Origin of the sequence: Klebsiella sp. KPN54798 (assembly GCF_021184225.1) — a bacterium.
Lineage (GTDB): Bacteria > Pseudomonadota > Gammaproteobacteria > Enterobacterales > Enterobacteriaceae > Klebsiella > Klebsiella pneumoniae.
Window position 1 is genome coordinate 2398662 of record NZ_CP089234.1, and the last position, 15006, is coordinate 2413667.

General features: G+C 56.3%; 14 protein-coding genes and 3 tRNA genes. 8 read left to right on the plus strand and 9 right to left on the minus strand.

Going from position 1 to position 15006, the window contains the following annotated elements; all coding sequences use genetic code 11:
- The first annotated feature begins 121 nt into the window (after positions 1-121).
- Positions 122-1006 carry a LysR substrate-binding domain-containing protein gene (locus LPQ25_RS11495; RefSeq protein WP_002907799.1) on the plus strand — a complete coding sequence of 295 codons (885 nt, stop codon included), beginning with the start codon at positions 122-124 and terminating at the stop codon, positions 1004-1006.
- Here the strand turns inward: LPQ25_RS11495 and LPQ25_RS11500 are convergent.
- A complete protein-coding gene (locus LPQ25_RS11500) occupies positions 1003-1929 on the minus strand; it encodes an AraC family transcriptional regulator (RefSeq protein WP_014907480.1) in 927 nt (308 codons plus the stop codon). The genes LPQ25_RS11495 and LPQ25_RS11500 overlap by 4 nt on opposite strands.
- Positions 1930-2027: 98 nt before the next feature.
- On the opposite strand from LPQ25_RS11500, the gene LPQ25_RS11505 reads away from it, so the two are divergent.
- Complete coding sequence (locus LPQ25_RS11505) at positions 2028-2780, plus strand: SDR family oxidoreductase (RefSeq protein WP_014907481.1); 753 nt, start codon at positions 2028-2030, stop codon at positions 2778-2780.
- Between the two features lie 1281 nt (positions 2781-4061).
- On the plus strand, positions 4062-4289 hold the full coding sequence (locus LPQ25_RS11510) for a hypothetical protein (RefSeq protein ID WP_015874864.1): 228 nt from the start codon (positions 4062-4064) through the stop codon (positions 4287-4289).
- Between the two features lie 186 nt (positions 4290-4475).
- Here the strand turns inward: LPQ25_RS11510 and LPQ25_RS11515 are convergent.
- The 3 genes from LPQ25_RS11515 to LPQ25_RS11525 all read right to left on the minus strand — a co-directional run bounded on the left by LPQ25_RS11515 (position 4476) and on the right by LPQ25_RS11525 (position 4714).
- Positions 4476-4552, minus strand: a tRNA-Val gene (locus LPQ25_RS11515).
- Positions 4553-4556: 4 nt separating this feature from the next.
- Positions 4557-4633, minus strand: a tRNA-Val gene (locus LPQ25_RS11520).
- A 4-nt stretch (positions 4634-4637) separates the two neighbouring features.
- Positions 4638-4714: transfer RNA gene (locus tag LPQ25_RS11525), tRNA-Val, on the minus strand.
- Between the two features lie 254 nt (positions 4715-4968).
- Between LPQ25_RS11525 and LPQ25_RS11530 the strand changes: the two genes are divergently transcribed.
- Positions 4969-5547 (plus strand): LOG family protein, encoded by a 579-nt coding sequence (locus LPQ25_RS11530; RefSeq protein ID WP_004175848.1) that lies wholly within the window; start codon positions 4969-4971, stop codon positions 5545-5547.
- A gap of 139 nt (positions 5548-5686) precedes the next feature.
- On the opposite strand, the gene asr is transcribed toward LPQ25_RS11530, so the two are convergent.
- Together asr and mdtK are read right to left on the minus strand one after the other, a co-directional pair.
- Positions 5687-6094 (minus strand): acid resistance repetitive basic protein Asr, encoded by a 408-nt coding sequence (gene asr / locus LPQ25_RS11535; RefSeq protein ID WP_004200137.1) that lies wholly within the window; start codon positions 6092-6094, stop codon positions 5687-5689.
- Positions 6095-6269: 175 nt separating this feature from the next.
- Positions 6270-7643, minus strand: coding sequence for an MdtK family multidrug efflux MATE transporter (mdtK, locus tag LPQ25_RS11540; protein WP_014907483.1), 1374 nt, complete (start codon positions 7641-7643; stop codon positions 6270-6272).
- 229 nt (positions 7644-7872) lie between these two features.
- Here mdtK and LPQ25_RS11545 point away from each other — a divergent pair, with 229 nt between their 5' ends.
- On the plus strand, positions 7873-8508 hold the full coding sequence (locus tag LPQ25_RS11545) for a riboflavin synthase (RefSeq protein WP_002907792.1): 636 nt from the start codon (positions 7873-7875) through the stop codon (positions 8506-8508).
- A 36-nt stretch (positions 8509-8544) separates the two neighbouring features.
- Here LPQ25_RS11545 and cfa read toward each other — a convergent pair whose 3' ends face one another.
- On the minus strand, positions 8545-9693 hold the full coding sequence (cfa, locus tag LPQ25_RS11550) for a cyclopropane fatty acyl phospholipid synthase (RefSeq protein WP_002907788.1): 1149 nt from the start codon (positions 9691-9693) through the stop codon (positions 8545-8547).
- A gap of 292 nt (positions 9694-9985) precedes the next feature.
- Positions 9986-11167 (minus strand): purine nucleoside transporter PunC, encoded by a 1182-nt coding sequence (gene punC / locus LPQ25_RS11555; RefSeq protein WP_014907484.1) that lies wholly within the window; start codon positions 11165-11167, stop codon positions 9986-9988.
- Positions 11168-11279: 112 nt separating this feature from the next.
- Here punC and punR point away from each other — a divergent pair, with 112 nt between their 5' ends.
- Positions 11280-12284 (plus strand): DNA-binding transcriptional activator PunR, encoded by a 1005-nt coding sequence (gene punR, locus LPQ25_RS11560; protein ID WP_048265636.1) that lies wholly within the window; start codon positions 11280-11282, stop codon positions 12282-12284.
- On the opposite strand, the gene purR is transcribed toward punR, so the two are convergent.
- Complete coding sequence (purR, locus tag LPQ25_RS11565) at positions 12211-13236, minus strand: HTH-type transcriptional repressor PurR (protein WP_002907778.1); 1026 nt, start codon at positions 13234-13236, stop codon at positions 12211-12213. The genes punR and purR overlap by 74 nt on opposite strands.
- Before the next feature lie 292 nt (positions 13237-13528).
- Between purR and cydH the strand changes: the two genes are divergently transcribed.
- Positions 13529-13621 (plus strand): cytochrome bd-I oxidase subunit CydH, encoded by a 93-nt coding sequence (gene cydH, locus LPQ25_RS11570; RefSeq protein ID WP_002907776.1) that lies wholly within the window; start codon positions 13529-13531, stop codon positions 13619-13621.
- Between the two features lie 167 nt (positions 13622-13788).
- Entirely contained in the window at positions 13789-14955 is a 1167-nt protein-coding gene (locus LPQ25_RS11575) for an MFS transporter (protein WP_002907773.1), read from the plus strand.
- The last annotated feature ends 51 nt before the right edge of the window (positions 14956-15006 follow it).

Sequence of the window (15006 nt, forward strand, 5' to 3'; positions counted from 1 at the left end):
GCGCTTTAGTGAGTTTTCATCATCCTATCGGCTAAAAATGGCGCTGAAAAACGATGTTAATTCAAGGGTTAGTGATATTCTGTCACTGACTTTCGGTGAGCCTGCACAAGGAGCATTGGCTATGCGTCGTAAAATCCCCAGCAGCGCTGCGCTACTGGCTTTTGAGGCCGCGGCTCGTCACGGCAACTTTGCCCGCGCGGCGGCGGAGCTCGCGTTAACGGAAGGGGCCATCAGCCGGCAGATTGCCCGTCTGGAAGCGCTCCTCGACAGTAAACTCTTCGACAGGACGGGGAGCCGGGTGCGGCTCAATCCGGCAGGCGCCCGCTACGCTCGTCAGGTCCGCGAGATCCTCGCTCGTCTGGAACGGGACACCCATGACGTCAGCGGGATGCCCGTCGATGGCCGCAGCCTGGAGATCGCCGTGCTCCCCACCTTCGCCAGCCGCTGGTTAATTCCCCGGCTCGGGCGCTTTGCGGCGCAGCATCCGCATATCGTGGTCAATATCGCCGCCCGCAGCGATCCCTTCATTCTGCCGGGAAGCGGATTTGATGCCGCCATCCATTTTGAACACCCGGCGTGGACCGGAATGGAGGTGACGTTTTTATTTGCGGAGTATTTGCTGCCGGTCTGCCATGCTGCGCTGCTGACGGATGACGATCTTCCGGGGCTGCTTAACCGGCTAACGCGCATTCACCGGCGGCAAAACCCGGACGCCTGGCTGCACTATGCCCGCGAGTGCGGTCTGGCGCTGGATAACCCCGCTCAGGGGCCGCGCTACGATCTGCATGAGATGGCGATCGCCGCGGTACTTAGCCAGCAGGGTGTGGCACTGGTGCCGAAGATGTATGTGGAAAGCGAGCTGAGCGCCGGAACGCTGGTTGCCCCGTGGCCGGGCTCCCCGACGCTGGCTAAGCGCTTCTGTTTGATCAAACCCGGCGGCGGGGAGGGGGAGCCAGCGCTGCAGATGTTTGAGCGCTGGCTGCAGACGGAGATTGCGGCAGGTTAAGTCAGAGCTGGTCGGGAGACATTTAGCGCCGCCCGCTGGCGGGCATATTTGCCCGGCGATATCCCGGTATAACGGGTAAAAGCTACGCTGAACGCGCTGGCCGAGCCATAGCCGATGCGCTCGGCGATATCCGCAATGCTGATGCCCGTCTCGCTCAGCCACTGCATGGCCAGGGTCATTCGCCAGCCTAACAGATAGCCCATCGGGGTCATCCCGGTCAGGTCGGTAAAGCGTTCAAATAACGTCGAGCGAGACAGCGCGCAGTCGGCGGCCAGGGCGTTGACCGTCCAGCGTCTGGCGGGGGCCTGATGCAGCAGACGGATTGCCTGGGCGACCCGCGGGTCGCTCAGCCCGCGCATCAGACCGGGGGTCGCGAGCGTGCCGGAGGAACGGATGGCCTCGATAAAAAGCAGCTCAACCATCCTCGCCAGAACGAAAGATTTGCCCGCGCGATCCGCCTGCGCTTCCTCTTTCAGCAGCCCGACAAAGGTGGCCAGCCGCGGTTGATTGCGGACCACCACAAAGGCTGGCAACAGCGAGGCCAGCAGGCTGGCGTTCGTTGAACCGGAAGCGCAGTGGCCAATCAGCGCCTGCATCTGCGCAGGCTGGTCGAGGGCGCCCAGCCGAAAGTGTCCCTCCGCCAGTTGCACCGGGATGGTTTCCAGCGCCGGTGAAGGGGGCGGGGTCAGGCTGGTTAGCGAGAAGCGGTACGCCGCCGGGATCAGAATAAAATCCCCAGCGCGCAGGATCTGCGGCTCATGCTGGTCAATTTCCAGCCGACAGCCGCCTTCCAGCACGACGCCATAAAATGACAACCCCTGATCCGAGCGCCGGACTCGCCAGTCTCCCGCCCCCTCGATGGTTTTGGTCAGCACCGCTCTGAGATTTAACATCGCGATGACCTCCGCCAGCGGATCGCTCATTTCCGGACTCCTGCTAAAGAATGATGGATTATTGACCCTATATCGTCCGGCACGGCCTGTCTATGATCAAAAGGAAGAAGCCATTCGGAGACAGAGATATGCAAACGATAATGATCACCGGCTGTTCATCGGGTTTTGGCCTGGAGACGGCGCGTTATTTTCTCGAGCAAGGCTGGAAGGTTATTGCCACGATGCGCGCTCCGCAGGAAGGTGTGTTACCCGCCAGCGACCGCCTGCGGCTGGTACGTCTTGACGTCACTTCGGCGCAGAGTATCGCAGAGGCCATTGCCGAAGTCGGAGAGATTGATGTGCTGGTTAACAACGCCGGGGTGGGGATGCTTAATGCCCTGGAGGGCGCCCCGCGCGAGGCGATAGCCAACCTGTTTGCCACCAATACCCTGGGAACGATTGCCATGACCCAGGCGGTGATCCCCCGGTTCAGAGAGCGCCGAAGCGGGACCATCGTTAATATTACCTCGGCGGTCACCCTGCAACCGATGCCCCTGCTGGCTGTCTACACCGCGAGTAAGGCGGCGGTGAATGCCTTCACGGAGTCGCTGGCGCTGGAGCTCCGTGCTTTTAATATTCGCGTCGGGCTGATCCTCCCGGGACGCGCCCCGCAGACCCGGTTCGGGGAAAACGCCCGCCGGACGATGGGGCAGCTCCCGGAGAGCTATGCGGCGCTCGGCCAGCAGATCTTCGACAGCATGCAGGATAACGCCAGCGTGACGCAGGCGACCGATGTCGCTCAGGCCGTCTGGCGAATGGTGCACGATCCTGATGCCCCTTCGCGGCTGCCGGCAGGGGAAGACGCCCTGGCGATGGCGCAGGCCAGTCATCGCCTTGCCTGAAGGCAATATGCGGGACTTGTCTGTCAGACGGTGGGTGCGCAAGCTGCCCTGCGCTTTATGGTCGGGGAATATTATCTCTGTCAGGATCGCCTGGATAATATGAGCTGTTATACGATATAACGGTCGGGGGGATTTACTGATGTAAATCAGGACAGCAATATATTTCATGGTGCGTTTTCGCAGCTTATTCTGGATGTGTGCGATCCGTCCGCTATATTATTAGATGATCAATAGCTCAGGTCATTTATATGTAAATTCTCAATGTAATTCGGGCGTTAATCTTAAAAAGTTAGTCTGGCCCGGTCGGGGCTGGACTTTCTTTATTCTACTGTGGCATGGTTTCCTCCCTGTTGTACCGCGCGCTCGTTTTTTTACGCAAGGGAATAGTTTTCAGTAGGGAATATTGTTGTTGCGAAGCCACCGCTTCCGCCCTGCGTCCAGACGGCCTCCTTCTCTCGTCTTACAAAATATTATCAGTTTATTTTTTTTATTCTGTTTGTCGTCTTTTTCAGCATTACGCAGTTACTCCCGATCTGAACCGAGATGCCACTGAATTAAAACTGGACGTACTCCGGCAGGATGTGGATACGAACGGGATTTCCTTGTGCATGTATTGCTGAGCGACTGTTATTCCGGGCGTTAAATAAAAGATCACCGTTCTGCCTTACCCAGTGCGCTTTGGGTTCCTGTAGGGAGACAGCGACGGGCGGTAGCGTTCGCGAAAGCAGGCGGGTGCGATAGCGCGGCCAGTGGGTGGGATGGCGAAGGGTAACGAATGGAGGACGTAATGATGAATTTTAACGCCAGAATAGATGGAGTGAAGCGATGAGGAACAGGTTGATAAACGATGCAACCAGTTTGGTAAAGCAACCGCCGGGGCAGTCACGCTACCGGATGGTTGTTCTCCGGGGGCGCAATATCGACAGCCTGCTGAATCAGCAACTGTTAACCCATATGGCGGCAGGACCGAAGCCGCAGCACCTGACGCGGGGCGGGATGAGGAAGAGGGGAACGCCTCAAGAGGAGTGTCCGCATTTTTGCAGGAAGTCTTGCCGGATTATTATTATCCGTTGGAGCTGAAACATCCAGAGCAATATACACGTCCCGATATCTGAAGCGCAGAAATCCGGTACTGCATGATAAACTGCAAAATCTGGGAGATCTGGATGTTCTGTATTTTCTTGTTGAGGATATTGTAAAACCTTTCGAAACAGCGTGTATGGTCAGTGATAAGAATTCAGCAGAATTTAACAAAATATGTGAATATTTCTTTGGTGGATTATGAATATAAAACGAACATTACTCATCCTGCTTTCCCGTGTTATCAGAGGGGCTGGGATGGGATTAGGTGCTTCAGGTATCGCGCTGGCTGGCTGGTTCTTTTTTTTCTCAGTAAATGAATATAAATTTCTCTGGGGTTTACTTTCAGTTATGGGATTCCTGGTGGGGTATCTGATATATCGATTTGCATATGCATATATTTATGATGAATGGAATGATTATCATTAAGAAATTAAACGGCGTGGTCTGTTGATCGATTTTTGATGCTCATTAAAAGGGTTGGCTTCCTTAGCACTCATGTGGACTAGTATGGACTATGCAAGGAAAACGCTTTGCCAATACACAACATTTTAAGTCAGCAATACCAACGGGGAGCAGGTGATAAAATTCAGGAATTACAGAAGGAAAAATGATTGGTGCGTCTGAATGGACTCGAACCATCGACCCCCACCATGTCAAGGTGGTGCTCTAACCAACTGAGCTACAGACGCATTATGGTGCGTTTAATTGGACTCGAACCAACGACCCCCACCATGTCAAGGTGGTGCTCTAACCAACTGAGCTATAAACGCATTATGGTGCGTTCGATTGGACTCGAACCAACGACCCCCACCATGTCAAGGTGGTGCTCTAACCAACTGAGCTACGAACGCAATGTTGTGGTGACAACGGGGACGCATATTAGCGGCAGGGAGGGGATGTGGCAAGAGGTAAACGTCACTTTTCTTGCACATTGCATGCGATTGCGGAACTTTTACTCATTCCGGATATATTTTACTGAACCACAAGGATATTTCTTCGCCAGCGAGCATCACGGCTCTCATTTTTCAGGCAGTCCAAACCTGCGCGGAAGGGTTGCCGATGTGTTAAATTATCGGCCACCAGAAGAGAAGGAGTCATAACGAAGATGAAATCGATTGGTATTTTCTGCGGTTCTTCAGCTGGCGAACATCCGCTGTACCTCGAAACCGCCCGTCTGGTTGGACGTACGCTGGCGCAGCAGGGGTTGGCGCTTGTCTATGGCGGCGGCAAAGTTGGTCTGATGGGGGCGGTCGCCGATGCGGCGCTGGAGGCCGGTGGCGTGGTGATCGGCGTGATGCCGCGCGGCCTGGTGGAGCGGGAAATTGCCCACCGCGGCTTGACGGAGCTGCATGTGGTCGAGGATATGCACGAGCGGAAAACCAAAATGGCGGCGCTGGCAGATGGCTTTATTGCCCTGCCGGGCGGGGCGGGGACGCTTGAGGAGATTTTCGAACAATGGACCTGGGCGCAGCTGGGGATCCATGAGAAACCGTGCGCGTTCCTGAATATTAAGGGTTATTACGATCCGCTTCAGGCGATGGTCGATAACATGGTACGGGAAGGGTTTATGCACCCGCGCTACGCGGAGATGCTGCCGTTCGCTACCTCGGCAGACGAGATTATCGCCGGTTTTCGCGACTATACGCCGCCGGCCCGTAAATGGGTTCAGCAGCCAGCTATTTAAACATCAAGCGCAGGGTAAACAGCGCGCAGACGATGAGCAGTAACAGCAGCAATTCGAAGCGATAGCGTTGCAGCATGATGTCCTCCTGAAAAAAACCGGCGCTGTTCAGCGCCGGTTTATCACCTTAACGCCCTGACCATTATGCCGCCGGTTTAACCGCCGGTTTAGCTGCGTGGTGTGCCGCTTTATGATGTTTCTTTGCAGCCTGCGCTTTCTGCGCGACTGCCGGTTTCGCAGCGGTTTTGTGGTGTTTCTTCGCCGCCTGCGCTTTCTGCGCTACTGCCGGTTTAGCAGCGGCTTTATGGTGTTTCTTCGCCGCCTGGGCTTTTTGCTCAGCAGCCGGTTTTGCAGCGGCTTTGTGGTGTTTCTTCGCCGCCTGCGCTTTCTGCTCGGCTGCCGGTTTCGCGGCCGCTTTGTGATGTTTCTTATGGTGAACGGTAGTATGGCTGGCTGCTGCACTCGGGGTGGTGCTTGCCGCATCGGCAGCGAAAGCAACTGATGACAGACCCATAGCAGCGGCAACGACCAGAGCTAATACTTTTTTCATTCTGAAATCCTCGACTTGGTTTCTTGAGTAACCCCACTGCGGGGCTGTTGGCAACACTATAAGCGCCTGCCGGGAGGCTATCAGTGAGTCTTTGGTGTCAGGGAGTAACGGAATGTACAACGCGCCGTTATAGCGAAGAACGAAAAAGCCCGCCGGAGCGGCGGGCTTAGACAAGTTAGCGCGCAGCGCGCTGTAAGATGATGCTGGAAGGCTGGCGCTGCAGAAAACGCATCCGCAGCATCATCATGATGGCGGCGGAGGTCAGACCGATGATAAATCCGCACCAGAAACCGGCAGGTCCCATGCGGGGCACAATCATATCGGTCAGCGCCAGCAGATAGCCGCTCGGCAAACCCAGCACCCAGTACGCGGTAAAGGTAATGAAAAAGATAGACCGCGTATCTTTATAGCCGCGCAGAATGCCGCTGCCGATCACCTGAATAGAGTCGGAGATCTGATAGATAGCCGCCAGCAGCATCAGGTGCGAGGCCAGCGTCACCACCTCGGGATTATCGTTATACAGCAGCGCAATCTGCTTACGCATCAGGACGGTAAAGATAGCGGTAAATACCGCCAGGCAGACCCCCACGCCCACGCCGGTGCGGGCCGAAACCTGGGCATCGATCGTTGAGCCCTGGCCAAGGCGGAAGCCGACGCGAATGGTGACCGCCGCCGCCAGCGACAGCGGCAGAACGAACATCAGCGAGCTGAAATTAAGCGCGATCTGGTGACCAGCGACGTCAATGATCCCGAGCGGGGAGACCAGCAGCGCGACGACGGCAAACAGAGTGACTTCAAAGAACAGCGCCAGAGCAATGGGCAGCCCCAGCTGCACCAGCCGTAACAGGACGGCAAAATCAGGGCCGTTGAAGCGCTCGACGCAGCGGATATCGCGCATCGTACGCGCCCGGCGCACCCACCACAGCATGCTGGCGAACATCACCCAGTAAACGGAGGCCGTCGCCACACCGCAGCCGACGCCGCCCAGCTCGGGCATGCCGAAATGACCATAGATAAAAATATAGTTCACCGGAATGTTGACCAGTAATCCAATAAAGCCCATGACCATCCCGGGCTTGGTTTTTGCCAGCCCTTCACACTGGTTACGGGCGACCTGGAAGAACAGATAGCCCGGAGCGCCCCACAGCAGCGCGCGCAGGTAGCCAACCGCCTTCTCTGCCAACAGCGGATCGATGTTATGCATGGAGCTGATGATGTATCCGGCGTTCCACAGCACGACCATGATCAGCACCGAGACAAAGCCGGCCAGCCAGAAGCCCTGACGCACCTGCGGCGCGATACGCTCTCGCCGCCCGGATCCGTTAAGCTGCGCCACCACCGGGGTCAGCGCCAGCAGAAGGCCGTGGCCGAAGAGGATCGCCGGCAGCCAGATGGAGGTCCCGATGGCCACGGCGGCCATATCCGTGGCGCTGTAGCCACCCGCCATCACGGTATCGACAAAACCCATCGCCGTCTGCGCCACCTGCGCAAGGATGACGGGTATAGCCAGAGCTAATAACTGACGCGCTTCAACGAAATACTTCTGCACGTGAACACCTTCGAATTGTTGTTATTTTGAGACTAAAAAAGCCGCCGTAACTGGCAGCAAGGGGATAAAAATGAGGAATTTCCAGTCTATTGTAGCGAGGATTGGCTATTAAGCCAGTGAAAAAAGAGTCGAGGCACGAAGCGCGCTGGCAACCGCTTTGCCCTCCTGTTATTGTTCCCGATAGCGAAAGCGGTAATGATACCGTCATGATTTTCAACAGGAGCCAAACATGTTTACTGGTATTGTTCAGGGAACCGCGAAAGTGGTCTCCATTGATGATAAACCCAATTTTCGCACTCACGTGGTTGAGTTACCGGCACATATGCTGGAGGGGCTGGAAACCGGCGCCTCGGTAGCCAACAACGGCTGCTGCCTGACGGTGACCGAAATCAACGGCGCACGCATCAGCTTCGATCTGATGAAAGAGACGCTGCGGATTACCAATCTTGGCGATATTCAGGTCGGCGATGAAGTGAACGTCGAGCGAGCGGCGAAATTTAGTGATGAAATCGGCGGGCATTTAATGTCCGGCCACATTATGACCACCGCGGAAATCGTGAAGATTCTGACTTCCGAAAATAACCGTCAGATCTGGTTTAAAGTGCAGGATCCAACGCTGATGAAATACATCCTCTATAAAGGATTCATCGGTATTGACGGCATTAGTCTGACGGTGGGTGAGGTGACGGCGACCCGTTTCTGCGTGCATCTTATTCCGGAGACGCTGCAGCGGACCACCCTGGGAGCAAAAAAACTGGGCGATCGCGTCAATATTGAGATTGATCCGCAGACCCAGGCGGTTGTCGATACGGTCGAACGCGTGCTGGCCGCGAAAGAGATGGCGGCTAAGGTCAATGAAGCCTGAAAAAAAATCCCCCGCCGATAAGCGGGGGAGTGTTATTTAACGGGCGACGCGCAGTCCATGTTCAATACCGCGCGAGAACACCACCTGCCAGAGCTGAATGTCGCGGGCGCGGAAGGCGCCGGCGCAGGCGTTCAGATAATAGGTAAACATGCGTTTGAAACGCTCAGAATAGTTATCGGCAATTTCCGGCCAGCTGGCGAGGAAACGCTCATACCAGGCCATCAGGGTCGTGTCATAATCGGCGCCGAAGTTGTGCCAGTCTTCCATCACAAAATGCTTCTCGCTGGCTTCGGCAATGTGACGCACGGAAGGCAGGCAGCCGTTCGGGAAGATATATTTATCGATCCACGGGTCAACGTTATGGTCGGTGACCTTGGAACCAATGGTGTGCAGTAAAAAGCGGCCGTTGGGTTTCAAATTACGGTCGGCAACCTCAAAGTAGGTAGCGTAATTTTTCGGCCCCACGTGCTCAAACATGCCAACGGAGACGATGCGGTCAAAGCTGTCGTGCAGATCGCGATAATCCTGGAGACGAATCTCTACATCGAGATCGGCGCAGCGTGCCTGGGCCATTTTTTGTTGCTCGGCGGAGATGGTTACACCCACGACGCTGACCTGATAATTTCGCGCCATATATTCGGCGAGACCGCCCCATCCACAGCCAATATCCAGTACCCGCATGCCTGGCTCCAGCTCCAGTTTGCGGCAGATGAGATCCAGCTTAGCCTGCTGGGCGGCCTCGAGGCTCTGCGCCTCTTTCCAGTAACCGCAGGAATATTGCATATAGGGATCAAGCATCCGGCTGAAGAGATCGTTGCCGAGGTCGTAGTGCTCTTTACCGACAATCCAGGCACGTTTTTTACTTTGTAGATTAAACAGACGAGCGCCTGCGATGCGGAGTGTGTCTTTGAAATGGTGTGGGAGCTGCTTTTCCAACCCGGCGCGTAACACCTTGTGGAAGAATATATCCAGACGCTCGCATTCCCACCAGCCGTCCATATAGCTTTCGCCTAAACCCAGCGAACCTTCCTGCAAAACCCGTTTAAAAAAGAGAGGATTTTTAACCCGCAGGTCGGACGGCGCGGAGCCATTGATTTCAATTCCCGCACGGCCTAATAATTCAGCTGCAATCCGGTACCAGTCATCATTTGGTACACTTACTTCTTCTATACACGATGAACTCATAGCTTCTCCATCACGCCCAAGTGATCAGAACCTTAAAACAGCGTAGACGCTTTTTTGGCTTTGTGAGAAATCTCACGGATAATCCGTGAAGTCGCTATCCGACGTAAACAGAGGAAGGGAGATAACCCTTGCCGAAAGGCCTTCCATGGTGAAACGGAGGCATCCTGCATCCGTTAATCTGTAACTATTTTCTATTTATGTGAACCCGGATCCAGTATAGGACGCTAAGTACTGGCTTTCAATAAAAATTTCTTAGCATGCTAACGACTGGTCCGGGCCCTGGCGACGGGCATTACGCGTGGGAAGAGTGGGGTGTCAGCTCCGGCGTCTGCTGCAGGCGATAGCCTATTCCGGCTAAGCCAATCGAAACCAGCATGACGCTGGTGGTGGTCAGCAGCGGCGTGGCGATCAGCGCGGATACCAGCAGACTGGTCAGGAAGCACAGGCCAAGCTGCAGGGTATTTTGCAGCGCCGCCGCGCGGCCGGTCGCCTGCGGAAAAGGCTTCAGCGCCTGAGCAACCACGATGGGGTAGATCCCGCCGTTGACCACCGCCATCATGCAGAACGGGATCATTAACGCCACCAGCGAGGCATGGGTTTGCAGGCCCACCAGCCAGGTGGCGGCTACGCTGACGGCAAAAATCACCAGCAGCCACGGCAGCATCTGTTGACCGGACCATTTCTGCAGCACCGCGCGACAGCCATAGCCTCCCACCAGAAAGGCGATGGTCTGCGGAATATAGCTCAGGCCGATAGCGGTTGGGCCATAGCCCATTTCATGCAGGATAAAAGGTGAACCGGTAAGCCAGGCGAAGAAGCTGGCGGAACAGGCGGCGTAGATCAGGACGTTGCCGCTGTATTCCCGGGAGCGCAGCAGCGCGAGAAAGGTGATCTTTTGCTGCGTCACTACTACTGACTTCGCGGCTGCCTTCAGGCGCAGGGCAGGCAGCATCAGCAGCAGAGTGATGGCGAACAGGGTGGCGAAGATGGCTTGCCACTCGAAGTGCACCAGCAGCCAGCTGCCCAGCAGCGGGGCCAGCGCCGGCGACAGTCCTACCAGCGGCATAATGGTGGCGAAGATGCGGTTCGTGCGCTGGGCAGGATAGTAATCGGCGACCATCGCCTGCCAGGTAACGGCCGCGGCACAGACGCCAATCGCCTGCAGAAAGCGCAGCGCCAGCATCAGGGTGGCGTTGTGCACCCAAAGCATCCCCAGACAGCCGGCCGCGAAAATCGCCAGGCCGCTCAGCAGTACCGGTTTACGTCCATAGCGGTCCGACAGCGGTCCCCAGAACAGCTGGCCCAGCGCGAAGCCGGCGAGGAACAGGCTCAGACTGGCGCTGATGGAGGCGGCGGTGGTGTTGAGATCCTGCTGCATGGCGGCAAACGCCGGCAGGTACATATCGGTGGCCAGAAAGCCCAGCACGCTCAGGCCGGCCAGCCAGACTAAAAATCCTTTCCCGGGTTGTGACATAACGTTCTCATAGTTGGTGTACAGGTACGATGCCGCAGAGTGTAGGGAGTGCATTGTGGCTTGTGAAACGCTAATATTTGTCACATGCATTCAAAAATTTTGCAGGCAGAAAATGTGGTCTGAATACTCTCTGGAAGTGGTTGATGCCGTCGCCCGTAACGGCAGCTTCAGCGCGGCCGCGCAGGAGCTTCACCGGGTGCCTTCCGCGGTCAGCTATACCGTGCGTCAGCTCGAAGAGTGGCTCGCCGTTCCCTTATTTGAGCGTCGCCATCGTGATGTGGAGTTGACCCCCGCCGGGGTCTGGTTTTTACAGGAAGGGCGCTCTGTTATCAAAAAAATGCAGATCACCCGCCAGCTGTGTCAGCAAATTGCGAACGGCTGGCGCGGACAGTTGTCGATCGCAGTGGATGATATTGTGAAACCGGCGCGGATGCGTCAGATGATCGTCGATTTCTATCGCCATTTTCCCGACGTCGAACTGATCGTCTTTCAGGAAGTATTCAATGGCGTATGGGATGCGCTGGCCGACGGCCGCGTTGAGCTGGCGATTGGCGCAACGCGATCTATTCCGGTCGGCGGTCGCTATGCGTTCCGCGATATGGGGATGCTGAGCTGGGACTGCGTGGTGGCGAGCGATCATCCGCTGGCAAAGATGGATGGACCCCTGAGCGACGACGTCCTGCGTAACTGGCCGTCGCTGGTGCGGGAGGATACCTCGCGCTCGTTGCCTAAACGGACAACATGGTTGCTGGATAACCAGAAGAGGGTAGTCGTCCCTGACTGGGAATCATCAGCAACCTGTTTGTCGGCAGGACTCTGCGTCGGCATGGTGCCGAGCCATTTCGCCCGTCCATGGATAGATCGCGGCGAGTGGACTGCGCTGGCGCTGGAAAATCCGTTCCCGGATGCCGCCTGCTGCCTGACGTGGCAGCAGAACGATGCCTCACCGGCGCTGAACTGGATGCTTGACTATCTGGGGGACAGCGACACGCTGAATCGGGAGTGGCTGCGGGCGCCGGAGAGATCCGCGCCCGCCAGATGCCTTAACGACGATAATCGACAAACGGGCCATCCGCTACCGAGCGGCGCTCAACCAGACGAGGGTGCACTTCGATAGACTGCGACTCTTCACGCTTGTTGACGATACGATCCAACAGCATGTTAAATGCGGCCTCGCCCAGGGAATCTTTCGGCTGATGAATGGTGGTTAACGCCGGGCTGAAATAGCGGGCGTTGCGCACATTATCATAACCGATCAGCGAAATGTCCTGCGGCACCCGCAGTCCCATTTCATCCGCCGCGCAGATAGCGCCCATCGCCATGATATCGCCGCCGCAGAAGACCGCCGTCGGGCGGTGCTGCTGGTTTAGGATCTGCTGCATTGCGCGGTAGCCGGACTCCGGCTCGAAGTCGCCCTGCACAATCCAGTTTTCCGGCACGCTGATATGCGCCTCTTTCATCGCCTGCATGAAGCCGGCCAGTCGCCCCGCGCCGGTGTTGCGCTCCAGCGGACCCGGGATCACGCCGATTTCGCGATGGCCGCGTTCAATCAGGTAGCGTCCGGCGATATAGCCGCCCTGGAAGGCGTTATCGATCACCGCATCGGTGAAGTCGGCTTTCGCCTCGCCCCAGTCCATCACCACCATCGGGATATGGCGGTACTCTTCCAGCATGCTCAATACCGAATCCGGATACTCGGAACACATCACCAGCAGACCGTCTACGCGCTTTTGCGCCATCATCGACAGATAGGCGCGCTGTTTTTCCAGATCGTTCCACGCGTTACCGAGGATCAGAGTATAGCCCTTCTGGAAGCAGCTCTTTTCAACGGACTCAATAATTTCAGCGAAATAGGCGGCTTCGCTACTGGTCGCCAGCAGGCCAATCGATTTGGTGTGATTGACTTTCAGGCTGCGCGCCACGGCGCTCGGCGAGTAGTGCAGCTCTTTGATCGCCGCCCATACCGCATTACGCGTCTCTTCGGCAACGAAACGGGTTTTGTTAATTACATGTGACACAGTTGTAGTGGAAACGTTTGCGCGTTTCGCTACATCTTTAATAGTTGCCATTACATCTCACTCCATGCCTTGACCTGATCGCCTGATCATCGATACGTAAACGTTTGCCTACACACACCCTGAATACAATTTTCAACATTGCATCACGTCGGGAAAACGACACAGAACGACAGGAAGGGGTCAATGGCCGATACGCTTTTAAATTAGCGTGGGATTTTGTCCGATCTTGGGGCAAAGTGGAAGAGCAAAAATGTGCATCGCCCTAAATCCCGGAAGATTTTTGCGATTTTTTGTGCAAAAATGAGCAAGCTCACTTTTGGTGTGGGGATAACAAGAGGGAAAAATGATGGATACCAATTTAAAGTTTTCGCTGATCACCACGATTATTGCTCTCGGCGTGATTGTCGCTTTCAGCCTGACCGCCATACTGCACTAATGTTTCGCTGAGGGAGGAGCGCCGCTTCCTCCCCATATCCCGCTATTATTATCAATTCTGCAAAAATCTTTTGTCATTTCGTTCACTTTTGTTTTTTTGTGATTGATGTCATGCTTTTGACTTCTGATGTTACGCCGTCCTCTCTGACGGTCTGATGGAGTCATTGAATGAAAATCAACTTTCCTTTACTTGCGCTGGCGATCGGCGCCTTTGGCATCGGTACCACCGAGTTCTCCCCGATGGGATTGCTGCCGGTGATTGCGAAAGGTGTGGACGTCTCGATACCGGTAGCGGGAATGCTGATCAGTGCGTATGCCATCGGCGTCATGGTCGGCGCACCGCTGATGACGCTGCTGTTGTCGCATCGCGCACGGCGCAATGCGCTGATTTTTCTGATGGGGATCTTCACCGTCGGCAACCTGTTGTCATCCATCGCGCCGGATTACACCACGCTGCTGCTGTCGCGGATTATTACCAGCCTCAACCACGGCGCTTTTTTCGGCCTGGGATCGGTGGTGGCGGCCAGCGTCGTGCCAAAGCATAAGCAGGCCAGCGCGGTAGCCACTATGTTTATGGGCCTGACCATCGCCAACATTGGCGGCGTGCCGGCGGCCACCTGGCTTGGCGAAACCATCGGTTGGCGGATGTCCTTCCTTGCTACTGCGGGATTAGGCCTGCTGGCGATGGTTAGCCTGTGGTTCTCCCTGCCGAAGGGCAGCGCGGGGGAACGTCCTGATGTCAAAAAAGAGCTTTCTGTCCTGCTGCGCCCGCAGGTGCTCTCCGCGTTGCTGACCACCGTGCTGGGCGCCGGGGCGATGTTTACGCTGTATACCTACATTTCGCCAGTGCTCAATACGCTGACCCACGCTTCATCGCTGTTTATAACCGCGATGCTGGTGCTGATTGGCGTCGGTTTTTCGCTAGGCAACTATCTGGGCGGCAAATTTGCTGACCGGTCGGTCTCCGGCACGCTGAAGGGCTTTCTGCTGCTGCTGATGGCGATCATGCTGGCGATCCCGCTGCTGGCGCAATCCCAGGCCGGGGCGGCCATCAGCATGATTGTCTGGGGCGCAGCAACCTTTGCGGTGGTTCCGCCGCTGCAGATGCGGGTTATGCGCGTAGCGCATGAGGCGCCGGGGCTCTCTTCTTCGGTGAATATCGGCGCGTTCAACCTCGGCAACGCGCTGGGCGCCGCCGCCGGTGGGGCGGTGATCTCTGGCGGACTGGGCTATGCGTTTGTGCCGGTGATGGGCGCGATTATCGCTGGTCTGGCGCTGCTGCTGGTCTGGTTTAGCGGGCGAGCGCAGCCGGAAGAGGCTTTCGCCAGCCAGTAATCATCGGCTGGGCAAGGGCAAAAAAAACCGCAGCCGGGGAGACCCCGCTGC

Coding starts and splice junctions, on each gene's coding strand:
- LPQ25_RS11545 (WP_002907792.1), top strand. CDS start 7,873: ATGTTTACTGGTATTGTTCAGGGAACCGCGAAAGTGGTCTCCATTGAT.
- asr (WP_004200137.1), bottom strand. CDS start 6,094: ATGAAAAAAGTATTAGCTCTGGTCGTTGCCGCTGCTATGGGTCTGTCA.
- cydH (WP_002907776.1), top strand. CDS start 13,529: ATGATGGATACCAATTTAAAGTTTTCGCTGATCACCACGATTATTGCT.
- punC (WP_014907484.1), bottom strand. CDS start 11,167: ATGTCACAACCCGGGAAAGGATTTTTAGTCTGGCTGGCCGGCCTGAGC.
- cfa (WP_002907788.1), bottom strand. CDS start 9,693: ATGAGTTCATCGTGTATAGAAGAAGTAAGTGTACCAAATGATGACTGG.
- LPQ25_RS11530 (WP_004175848.1), top strand. CDS start 4,969: ATGAAATCGATTGGTATTTTCTGCGGTTCTTCAGCTGGCGAACATCCG.
- LPQ25_RS11495 (WP_002907799.1), top strand. CDS start 122: ATGCGTCGTAAAATCCCCAGCAGCGCTGCGCTACTGGCTTTTGAGGCC.
- LPQ25_RS11510 (WP_015874864.1), top strand. CDS start 4,062: ATGAATATAAAACGAACATTACTCATCCTGCTTTCCCGTGTTATCAGA.
- LPQ25_RS11505 (WP_014907481.1), top strand. CDS start 2,028: ATGCAAACGATAATGATCACCGGCTGTTCATCGGGTTTTGGCCTGGAG.
- LPQ25_RS11500 (WP_014907480.1), bottom strand. CDS start 1,929: ATGAGCGATCCGCTGGCGGAGGTCATCGCGATGTTAAATCTCAGAGCG.
- purR (WP_002907778.1), bottom strand. CDS start 13,236: ATGGCAACTATTAAAGATGTAGCGAAACGCGCAAACGTTTCCACTACA.
- LPQ25_RS11575 (WP_002907773.1), top strand. CDS start 13,789: ATGAAAATCAACTTTCCTTTACTTGCGCTGGCGATCGGCGCCTTTGGC.
- punR (WP_048265636.1), top strand. CDS start 11,280: ATGTGGTCTGAATACTCTCTGGAAGTGGTTGATGCCGTCGCCCGTAAC.